The 10339-nt window shown below is 51.2% G+C and carries 11 protein-coding genes; 5 read left to right on the top strand and 6 right to left on the bottom strand.

Features of this window, described 5'->3' with window-relative positions:
* Window positions 1-62 precede the first annotated feature (62 nt).
* Window positions 63-1568, top strand: a complete 1506-nt coding sequence (locus tag CIK76_RS05765; protein WP_217990344.1) for a toll/interleukin-1 receptor domain-containing protein — start codon at window positions 63-65, stop codon at window positions 1566-1568.
* Between the two features lie 47 nt (window positions 1569-1615).
* Here the strand turns inward: CIK76_RS05765 and CIK76_RS05760 are convergent, their stop codons facing one another.
* Genes CIK76_RS05760 through mobC form a run of 4 tightly spaced genes read right to left on the bottom strand, consistent with a single transcriptional unit; the run spans window position 1616 to window position 4758 of the window.
* Window positions 1616-2032, bottom strand: coding sequence for a DUF4913 domain-containing protein (locus tag CIK76_RS05760; protein ID WP_096284361.1), 417 nt, complete (start codon window positions 2030-2032; stop codon window positions 1616-1618).
* Complete coding sequence (locus CIK76_RS05755) at window positions 2029-2874, bottom strand: hypothetical protein (protein ID WP_141393488.1); 846 nt, start codon at window positions 2872-2874, stop codon at window positions 2029-2031. Before CIK76_RS05755 ends, CIK76_RS05760 begins: the two co-directional genes overlap by 4 nt.
* 28 nt (window positions 2875-2902) lie before the next feature.
* Complete coding sequence (locus tag CIK76_RS05750) at window positions 2903-4369, bottom strand: relaxase/mobilization nuclease domain-containing protein (RefSeq protein WP_096284357.1); 1467 nt, start codon at window positions 4367-4369, stop codon at window positions 2903-2905.
* Window positions 4369-4758 carry a plasmid mobilization relaxosome protein MobC gene (mobC, locus tag CIK76_RS05745; protein ID WP_096284355.1) on the bottom strand — a complete coding sequence of 130 codons (390 nt, stop codon included), beginning with the start codon at window positions 4756-4758 and terminating at the stop codon, window positions 4369-4371. The genes CIK76_RS05750 and mobC overlap by 1 nt, the downstream gene beginning before the upstream one ends.
* Before the next feature lie 258 nt (window positions 4759-5016).
* Between mobC and CIK76_RS05740 the strand changes: the two genes are divergently transcribed.
* Together CIK76_RS05740 and CIK76_RS19030 are read left to right on the top strand one after the other, a co-directional pair.
* Window positions 5017-5283: a hypothetical protein gene (locus tag CIK76_RS05740; protein WP_096284353.1), complete on the top strand. Its 267-nt coding sequence runs from the start codon at window positions 5017-5019 to the stop codon at window positions 5281-5283.
* A 290-nt stretch (window positions 5284-5573) separates the two neighbouring features.
* Window positions 5574-6599 (top strand): hypothetical protein, encoded by a 1026-nt coding sequence (locus CIK76_RS19030; protein WP_141393487.1) that lies wholly within the window; start codon window positions 5574-5576, stop codon window positions 6597-6599.
* 225 nt (window positions 6600-6824) lie between these two features.
* Here the strand turns inward: CIK76_RS19030 and CIK76_RS05730 are convergent, their stop codons facing one another.
* Together CIK76_RS05730 and CIK76_RS05725 are read right to left on the bottom strand one after the other, a co-directional pair.
* Window positions 6825-7187 (bottom strand): hypothetical protein, encoded by a 363-nt coding sequence (locus CIK76_RS05730; RefSeq protein WP_096284349.1) that lies wholly within the window; start codon window positions 7185-7187, stop codon window positions 6825-6827.
* The gene (locus CIK76_RS05725; RefSeq protein ID WP_096284347.1) at window positions 7187-7465 is read right to left on the bottom strand and encodes a hypothetical protein; all 279 of its coding nucleotides are present in this window, start codon (window positions 7463-7465) and stop codon (window positions 7187-7189) included. The genes CIK76_RS05730 and CIK76_RS05725 overlap by 1 nt, the downstream gene beginning before the upstream one ends.
* A 283-nt stretch (window positions 7466-7748) precedes the next feature.
* Between CIK76_RS05725 and CIK76_RS05720 the strand changes: the two genes are divergently transcribed.
* Window positions 7749-8768 carry a hypothetical protein gene (locus CIK76_RS05720; protein WP_096284345.1) on the top strand — a complete coding sequence of 340 codons (1020 nt, stop codon included), beginning with the start codon at window positions 7749-7751 and terminating at the stop codon, window positions 8766-8768.
* 211 nt (window positions 8769-8979) lie between these two features.
* Window positions 8980-9390, top strand: coding sequence for a hypothetical protein (locus CIK76_RS19025; RefSeq protein ID WP_141393486.1), 411 nt, complete (start codon window positions 8980-8982; stop codon window positions 9388-9390).
* Window positions 9391-10339 lie beyond the last annotated feature (949 nt).

The following is a 10339-nucleotide window of genomic DNA, read 5'->3' as shown; positions in this document are numbered from 1 at the left end:
TCTATTGGCGCGATCTCTAAATCTTTCGCATAGTGTCGCGCAGCTCATCTAGGATCATTTCCATGACAACTGATGAGGGACAACACGTTTTCATTTCATACGTCCGTGAAGACAAAGAGCGTGTTGATCGGCTATGTGAAATGCTTAAGGCCGCACAGATACCTTTCTGGCGTGACCTAAAAAATCTTGAACCTGGGGACGACTGGAAACTCAAGATCAAGGAAGCCATTCGCAAAAACTCCTTGGTTTTCCTTGCGTGCTTTTCTGACAACTCGCGAAACCGCCCAAGAAACAACATGAACGAAGAACTGCATTTGGCAGTCGAAGAGTTCAGAAAGATGCCTCCAGGTGAAACATGGATCATCCCCATACGTTTCGATGACGGTAGCGTCCCAGATTGGGAAATTAGCTCTAACCGATCATTGAACGACATAAACCGGGTGGACCTTTTCGGAAATTCTTACCCTGAGCAAGCCGTTGCGCTGACGAACAAGATTAATAAGCTCATGGGCGCGAACGACAATGCAGCTACTACTCGTGCATTTGTGGAGGAGTCTCAATCCCAAGAACGCCCTGAACTCCTGCGAATCCTGACTAAAGAGATGATCGTTAATCCAGCAAAGCAGATTGAGCTAGATGATCTGATTACCCAGGAAGTACGAAGTGCGCTTGAGATCCTGAACGATAAAGGTCGACATAGCTCACAGGTAGGCTCCGGAACAAACGAAGATCAGATTAGGAACCTTGTTAAGCTAGCGAACGAAGACTGGGAAGCAGTGCGCCCATTTTGCTATTCCCTAGCAGTCGCCGCTCGGTGGGGAACCCGGGATTCCCTCTCTCCCTGGGTCGCAGGCATTAAGAGCATTGTCTCTGCTGCACACAAACACCATGATGGATACGAGGCCATAAACAATATTCGACATATAGCAGCAGTGGCAGTACTCGCTGTCGCAGCTCTGGCATGTTCCGCGCATTCCAAATGGGAAAACTTTAAAATTCTCTTGGCTGACCCTAGCGTGCCAGAAAACTATCATGTTGGAAGCAGCATAGGGGTACTTGACGCCACAGGCTATTGGAAACCATTTGATACTAGTTCTCTACTACCCACAATTTTTATGTATGCCGAAACCACTGGCGACGACCCGATAGAGATATTAAGAAAGTACGACGACAGGAAGATTGGCAAGCTATACACGCCTATCCCGGACTGGCTTCATTCTGTGATGAAACCTATTTTCAAATGGTCGGAAGAAGAACATACGCAGAACTATCATCGATCTGAAATCATGCTAGGCGTTGTCGGCCAAGACATAGCTATTCAAGATGCCCTAATGAATGGGCACAACCTTGAATATGCGCGTTCCAATTGGTTTGGTCGTTGTACGTGGGTGCTACGTCATGCCTCAAAATCACCCATAGAGCAGATGAAATCTGAGTTGCTACGGGACGGATCATCATGGGCTCCCCTACAAGCGGGGCTTTTCGGCGGAAACATGGATAGAGCATCGAAAGCGATTGACTCTTACAACAACGACTACCATCAACTCAGCAGAAGCAGGGCCTTTTGATTAGGGAGGGTCCAGGGCCTACGGTGCTGGAGCCTCCCTAATAGTATTTAGTTCATACCTTCATTTAAATCCTCGGGCAGGGTTTGCACTGGCCATTCTGCTGGCACGTCCTCGCGCACGGGCGGGTCATAATCCCAGAACGGTCCATCCGGTGAAGTCAGCTCCCCCATTAACGGGTAAAAGTAATCACGCATGTACGAGGCCATACCGGTGGCCCCGTCCCACCGCATTTTCTCGAAGCTCAACCACAATGCCGTAATCAGCGTGATCGCTTCCTCATAACGCCACCACTCGGGGTCCCATCTGAACTCCCCCTTGTTTAGCCGCCGTCGAAAATTCGGCAATCCCCACTGTGTCAGCCATTCTTCTTCCGTCTCAAAAGCTAACGGCTGCTCGGACTCCTCCGCAGCCGATGCCTCCGGCTCTTCGGTGGTCTCTAGGTTTTCATCGTTGATAAAGCTCATCGACTCACCTCCGCACCCTGACCGCGCTTGCGCCCTTGGCCATGACCCCGCTGATTTGCTGGACGTGAAGCATTCCCGAACCGCACCGCCTCGCCAGGTTTCGTCGGAAAGCCCTGACCAGCCCTAGCGCGAGCCAGCACAGCAGCAGCCGTCTTAGCCCTAGGGCCCACATCATCAGGATGCACAGTGGTTCCGGTGGCGTGCTTTGTTTCCGACTGTCCCAAACTTAGAGTGTTATTAGCTTCGCGGCCCTCAGCAACATCGCGGCCACGTTCATCAAGCTGAATCTCGCCCTCAGCTTGTTCAGCCTTAGCTAAGTGCCCTTCGGCAGATTCTTCATGAGCTTGGGCTTGATCTTCCTTCACCTCGACCGGCGCCGTTGCCTCTGGCTCGTCCTGGCCCCGTTCAGCTGCCGATTCCTGGTTCAGCCGTGCGCTGGCTTGATAGTCGTCAATGGCGTTCCTTAACGACTTATGGCGTTCTTCGACCGACTGCGGGTGATTCTTGTAAATGTCCTCTACGTTGATCCCCATCTCGTTGCGCAGCCGGTCAGACCCGGCCATAAAAGCCTTTGATGCGTTGGGGTGGCGGGCGGCAAGTTCAGAGGCCACGGTCATGCGATCAGCAATTTGCTGGGAGGACATTTTCCCGAAATCCGGTGAAGCCATCTCTTTCTTCAACACTCCGGCTACCTGCTGCTGCAACCGGTGTGTTTCAGTCGCCGGGCCTTGGTTCGCAGCCCGCCGGTCGCTAGATTCTTTGGCTTGCATCGCTGCACCCAAACTCATGCGCAGCACACGGCCGAACTCCATCGAAATATCTGATTCTTCGTCGTTTTCCATGCCCCTGCACTCTCCCTTGTCGGTTCGGTTACCGGCCTAAGCCCTGATCCCGATCTTTCTTGGTCATTCGCTGGCCCACCGGCGCTGCCGCATGAACCGATGTACGGTTCTCAGCATCGCGCACAATCTTCTCGGCCATAGCAACCACCTCTTGCGCTGCCTGGGTCAACCGTGGACGCTCAGTTGCCATGCGCCCGCGCAACATCGTTTGCGACAAACGGTTCGCCTGACGCAGCACGGCCATCCAGCCTTGCTCCGCAGAACGCGAACTGAAACGCGAGGCCAAACGCGCAGCATAGGTACGGTTGCCCATATTCTGACCAGCCCTGGCCATGTGCGTGCTCAACACTGCCAAGCTTCCCGGCTTATTGCCTTCCAGCTCCAAAGACAACCGTGCGTAAACATTCGCCAATGTATCGGGTCCAAGCTGGCCAGCATTCAACTTCGAGGTGGTGGACTGCGCCAGATCAAACGCCCGGTAGCCCGAAGCACGCTGCAACCGTGCGCTACTGTGCCGGCCAGCTAAGAACTGCTCTGCCTCAGCCACACCGGCCCCATCGAAACGAGCCTTGATGGAAGGCCAGCTAAGGCTACGATCCAACTTCGACGGCGCGTACCACACCGCCTGATCCTCCCCCGTTTTCGTACCCAAAGACACCTTGTACCCGGTGACCTTAGAAGTTGAATCCTTAGCGAAACGGGGAGCAACCTGCACACCCATCTGCGGCAATTGACGCACAAACTCATGAGCCGTAGTGGAGGTCGCTAACGCTGAGCGCATACGGCGGGAAAGCTCCATACGATCAGACACCGCATAACTCTCACGAGTCGCGCGTTCACGCTCAGCTGGCTTCTCCCCAGACAACCCCTGCTGCTGCGTGGCAGAGGATTCCAAGGACTGCAAGGCATACTCTGCTTCCAGCTCACGGCACGCAAGCTGGGCACGGTGAAAATCATTATGCGTGCTGGCTTTAGTGCCATCTTCACGAACCATTTGCACTACCAAGTGAATATGGTCATTACCGTTCTTCGAGGCACCATGATGCACCGCAGCCCAACGCGAAGACTTCGCCCCATCCAGGTCAACAAAACCCATCTTCTGCATAAAGGATTCGGCGATGTTCTTCCACTGCGCATCCGACACAGAACCTTCGGATTCAGCAAGTGATAACGAGCAATGCCACACGTGCGAATCCTTAGACCCCACACGAATTTTCTTGCCGTTCTCATCAGCGAGAAAGGCACCGGAATCCTCATCCTTCGCATACACCGGCTTAGTTACTTCCGTACCAAAAGCCTTACGCGGCGCATCCAGAATCTCCGCAATGTCGAATGCTTCGTACTTCGACAACTCCGTACCCGGTGCGTAGCTAAAAGTGACACGATCATCGCCAGCAATCAACCGCTGATTCTCATGCTCATTCGCACGACCCGGACCAACCAGGTAGTTCATCAACCCAGCCATCCGACCGCCACTGGTCACGTTCGGAATCATCAGGACACGTCCTTGAAAGACAAGGAGGAAATCGCTTCATCGAGGTTCTTCATCGAGCCGCTGATGTGCTCAATTAACGCACCGAGCGCAGCATCAACTTCACCGGTCGCATTCGCCGCACGGGCAATCTGGTTCAAGTTATTGCCGACCGCCGCCACGCTGCGCTGCACCATGAACAACGCGGTAATTAACTCACGCCGCTCTGCAGCTGTTTCGCCGCGAGACTGCGCAAGAGTTGATTCAACCAGAAGCCTCGGCACCGAAACATCAATTTCCTTGGCCATGACTTGCAACGCCAAGTCTTGTTCAACGGTCAGTTTCACAACGCGCCGAACAGACCGACCACCGGTCGCATTCGGCTGACGCTTGCGCGAATCCAAACGAGTCATGCAAACCAACCTCCTGCCCAGTGCAACGCCAAATGACCTAACAGGTCAATTGTCCCACCGGGCGGATCGAAGATCAAGACCGCAAACCACTTAGTGCACCTAAGTGTATAGCTTGCTCCGCTTCCCAGCGGCGCACTCATCCTTACGAAGGTGCAACAAGCGTTGGTTTTGAACTATGTCCGCGATACGGTGGAAATATCGAACATGGGTCGTTTCATTGCCTCAGAAACTGCCCAAACTTACTGAAAGGTCCATACCATGAGCGACGCAGCAAACAAGATCCTCGAACAACTCCAAGCACAAAACGACCTGCGCATGGAAGCAGCCAACGACATCGCCCAAGCCGTCGCCGCACTCGTCGAAGCAGAACAACACCTAGAGCAAGTCAAAGCCGGCGTAAAGCAATCATTCGCCGCAGCGCTCAAAAAAGGATGGACACAAGCCGAACTAAACAAGATCGGCTCTCCTACTCGTCGCCGTCCCCGCAAAAAAACTAACGGAACTAGCACCTCGGACGAGAGCTGAGCACGACAAAGACCAATGGGCCGGTACTCACCTTTCAGTGAGTACCGGCCCATTATTTACACCTGGTGACGTGTGTAGCCTCCTGCCCACCTGTGCACAGCAAAAGCCCTATCCGCTGCGCTGCTTTTCCTGCACACACGGGGACAGCAGGAACCAAACGACCACCCGCACACAACCCAAAAGCTGCGGTACCTGAGTTCACTCACGACGTCTGATCTTGGGCCATGAACGGCCTCTGAATACCTATAAGATTCACCGCCATCCATCACCACCTTGATAGAGAGTTTCACATGAGACGTTTCCAAGTTCTTTTCCTGTGGCTGTTTTTTTCAGTCCTGATTCTTCTCTTGCTACTCGTGCTCTTCCCGGTTATGCAGAGAGTAGATTGGAAGTTAGGAGGCGACGTTTGGTCAGCGCTTACAGCCGCCGGAACGGTAGGTGCGACCGTTGTTGCTGTTGTTCTTTCTTATCAATCATGGGTCCGTGAAAAAAACTCAACGGCTCGGCTAGTCACCGCGTGGATTGCAGACTCCTACGCTCCTCGACCTGATGGAGACGCCTACATTCGGACGGTTAAGTTACATATAGCTAACGAATCCAATGAGCCCGTTTTTGATGGAACACCCAACATTCAACTGCTCGACACCGGCGCTTCTTTAGGACCGCTCTCGGTCTCATCACCTCTAAGCGTTATTCCGCCCCGGAGAGAACTAGTTTTCGACATTTCCATCCCACTTCTAGCTCACACCAACAGCTGGCAGCCCGCGGTATCCCTTAGCTTCATTGACCCCCGAGGTAAGCGTTGGAAAAGGGAATCTAATGGCAATCTCACGAATGTCACAAGGAAAAAATCCCGCTGGAGCACGTCCGCTCAATCATTCAACGAAGACGAGCTCGGAGACATTTCCCCCCTCAATCCTATGGTTTGCGCGTTTGGCTTTCTGAACGCTCTTAGAGACCCTCAGCGCACCAATGATTCAATGAAGCCATTCTTAGCTTCATTAGCCGCTGGCTGGGATTCGGTGAAATGGGATGATCTAAACGATGAACTCGAAAATTATCAACCGACTTCGATGGTCAGTTACCCCGCTTCCCGAATCGCCAGAATCAAACTCTCTGGGGACACCACTCTTGAAGGTAAGCGAGTGGAGGGAGACGGGGGTGGCTTGCAACTTAAAACCTATTTATTCCTCACGCTGACACTTGATCCAAACAACGGATGGGGCGTCTTCGGCGTTGGTGGCACAGTTCAACCGAATCAAATCTTTTTTGATGGTTCTCTTAACGAGCCCGTACTTCCCTACAGCGCCGATTAGGATGATTATCGATCTACATTTACGAAATACTACCCACCTTGGAGCAACAAGCATGTCCGGATGCTGAAGACCGCGCTGCACCTCTGGACTACCACCCCCAGACGAAAGCTAATAAGGGCAAGCGTTCTCGTTTAATAGGACTCAAACTGCTCAAATACCGAGAGCGGCCCACTATCCAAACAACGTCTAGATACTGGGCCGCTCTACTAGGCCTCTCGCGCTTCCTTACGAAGCGTGCAATAAGTACTCGCCCAAAGCTCGACGAATAATCTCACTGGGCTTTACATGATCATGTGTTGCTTTCTCAATCAATTTTTTCTCTAGGTCAAGTGGCAGTCGTACAGATCTTGCAGGCGAGGTTCCTGTGCCGCTCATTGAAGGCTTACCTACCGCCCGGCGTACAGCTTCTTCCGACCCCAGGGCCGCTGCAAGCAAATCCATTCCTGCGCCTGGCTGTTTCGCCTTGGTGATCCGAGCATTCGGCGAGAGCTCAGCGGTCTCTGCCCATAATGCTAGCTCTTCAAAGCGAGACGCCTCTGCCGAGATGCCACGGTTAGTGCGATCTCCCCGGTCTTCTTCTTTCTTCATCACTCGTCAGTCCTTTCTTTAGCAATCTTCAAAATCTTTGTTCTGACTTCCATTACATGGAAGACAAAGATTTCATTAGGCGGAGTTAGGACCGCCATAACTTCCAATTGCGTGGAACCATCCCGGGTTGGACCGATAAACAGATCTGGCCTACCTGTGGATCCGACACGAGGTTCGTCAAACTCCTCCACCCGATAGTCATAGTTCAAAATCGCATTCATTGCGTCAGCGCGATCTATGCCGTGCTTATCTGCACTGTCAGAGAAATTCAACGCCATATCAATATTGTCGCACAATACTTATGTATTGCAACCCTGTAAGCCTGGTCATATCCACGGGGGCCGTTAAATGGGCAAAGTCTTGACGAAGACCTGCCTTACGCCAATACGGTCGTTTCCGACACTGAACGATCAAAATGAGAACGCACTCAAGAATTCTTTTGATCATCTCGAGTTGAGAACAAAAAAATCCTAGTCAAAAAACTACATGCTATGCAATAATAATATTTCTGTCGAAAAAATTCGGCAATTCGTTCTATAAAGTTTCAGTTAGGTTCATTGCATGAAGATGAAACCGCTTCCTGTCGTTTCGTTGTGCGCGTTAGCACTGGTGGCACCCCTTTCAGTCGCACCTGCAAACGCTGCTTCGACCGTCCTGCCTCAGCCCATTGACACAGCCTCTTCAGTGACTGGCAATACGGAAGAAATTTTTCCGGCAGCACCAGAAGTAAAACTTTCCACCTCGGAAGGTCTTGGTTTAGACGAGTCTGGAATTTCCTTAAAGTCCAAGCAGCTCTTAGCTACCAACGAGACGCGAGCGCTCTCTGAGAGTGCTATGCAGGCACTCGAAGCAGTAACACCAGCGGCCGATGAGGTTAACAAGGGCTTCACTTTGGTCCAAAAAAACGCTAATTCGCCGGTAGCTAACCTTACGATCGAGACCGCAACTGATTCGGACCTAATCCTTCAAAGTGATGATACGGTCTTCATCCAAGGTGCGAACGAAACTCAGCAGTATGGAGTTATAGAAAAGCCTGTAGGCATTGACGCCACGGGTAAAGAAGTCGAACTGGCGACTACTGTAACTGGTTCTAAGGTTTCGTACACGGTCGCAGATCCAGAAAAAACCGAATTTCCAGTCGCTACTGCAGCAGCTTGGAGCTACACGGTTGCTTACACTTGGAAGGACGTAGGATGGCCTGCCTACGTTTCGTTCAAAAAAGCCGCTGCCGCGCTTAAAAAATGCTTCAACTGCAGCTTCCCTTTGAGCGGGGCGCCAAAAGCGTTCCCTGTGAAGGGTCAAAAAATTAACCTTAGCGTCATGGGGTTTAAGGCACCAGTACAAGTTACCAAGGCATCGAAATCACCAGTCACATGGACTTTCAAGACATTGCCAGGGCATTTTGATGGTGCCGGATCAACGATCCAGTTCAACCTCTTTAGTGGACGCAACAATGAATTTGCTCTAGGTGTGACGGCCAAGGTGACGAATTCCAAGATCCCTCAATGGCTGAACAAAAATGCTTCGCAGAAAACTTGGAAGACTTTTGCCTACAGGATTGCTCGAGAAGCGAATAAGTAGGCAAGCGGAGCGGTATAAGATCGCATAAATAACGCCTCATGAGGTGGCGGGGCTGCAGAGTCAGACTCGCCGCCTCCACTTGGCCGATAAATGCGTTGCCTAATGTCTGCGAATTGCTAACGCGTCGAGTAGATTGATCTTGACTCCTGTTCAAGACAGAGTCGTATGACAATGATATCAATGGGTACACGGACCCCTAGCAGAGGCTGCGATGCGCGAGACTGAACTAAAGATTTCCCGAGTAATTATTAATTCATTACTCTTCTCAACTTTGATCCCATTGCTAATTGTGATCGCTTCTCTGCTTGACCCTGAGTACAATTCAATATCCCAAGCATTTTTGGGATATATAGTATTTTATGCACCTTTCTCACTCCTTGGATCCGTTGCCTTGACGGCAGTTTCCGTCATAGTCTTCATGTCGGGGTTGAAGCGGTGGAGGAATTCGATCAGCGCTCTTGCATCTTTTGTAGCTGTATCTATAGTTGGCCTGCTTACGGCGCTTGCGGTTGGTCAATTTCAAGAGTTGGATATCCTGAGCGTTGTCATTGCAGGGACTTGTTTAGGATCTTTAGCTGGCCCTATTGGAGCTTTAACGCACAAAGATTCCAACGTAATGTGACGTTGCGTCAGAGTTCCATATGTAATCGTTCGGACGGTCTTTTCGTGGTTACACCGCAGCTCAGGTGTGCGGTAAGAGAAAGCTGAAATGCTGGAAATCAGAATCAGCGGTTCTACGCCCACTGCCTGCATTTTCCTTGGTGACCAGTCTTTGTTGTGACACTTTCCGTAATGGTGGGTGCGGTTGCCAGGACCGCCATTGCCATGGCAATAACGCTCAGGCCGGCCCAACCAGCTCCCCTGAGGCGCTCTCAGACAATGGCCACAGCCAGGACCGCTGTTATGGCCGGTTCACTTAGGCCATCATTCCTCCTCAGAATAGTTTCAGCGCCCACCGTGTGTGGTGCGCTGAAACTAGAGGAACATAAGATGTGGGGCAGAAGTACCCTGTTTGCGGAATTCGAGTACTCGATACACCAGATACACCAGATACACCAGATACACGGATTTTAAGTACCGATAACGGCTATCTGACAGTCCTTAGAATATTGAAAGTTTCATTGGGTGAACGATACGTATAAATTCAATTTACCCTCTCCAACTGCGCCCTCTCGGCGGTTGAAATCCAACACATGCCTCGATGGCTAAGGATTTTTCCTGACTGACGCTACTACTACTAGCTTTTAGTGGTAAATAAGCTGCCACTCTAAATGGTTGGTTGACGCCGTCCCGGTTTTGGGATGTATGGGTTTTAGAGAATCAGTTAGTTATCGCATAGCTACTGGATTGCTCAAAGGGACCCAACCAGTGTCAAGAAGATCAATCGTGCGAGAACTATTCTCAACGTGCGTTGACAGGGCCCTCAGCCAAAAGAAAACATCTTCAGGCTCACAGCTGGATTCGAAACCAGGTGAAAACAACTCTTTGAGAACTGGTTGCAGTTAAGATATAAAAACCCTAAAGTCATCTGGTTATTCTTATGAACCTTACTTGAACCGTCCCTGATTTGA

The organism is Glutamicibacter sp. BW80 (genome assembly GCF_002332385.1).
Classification (GTDB): Bacteria; Actinomycetota; Actinomycetes; order Actinomycetales; family Micrococcaceae; genus Glutamicibacter.
This window is presented reverse-complemented; position numbering and strand designations above follow the sequence as displayed.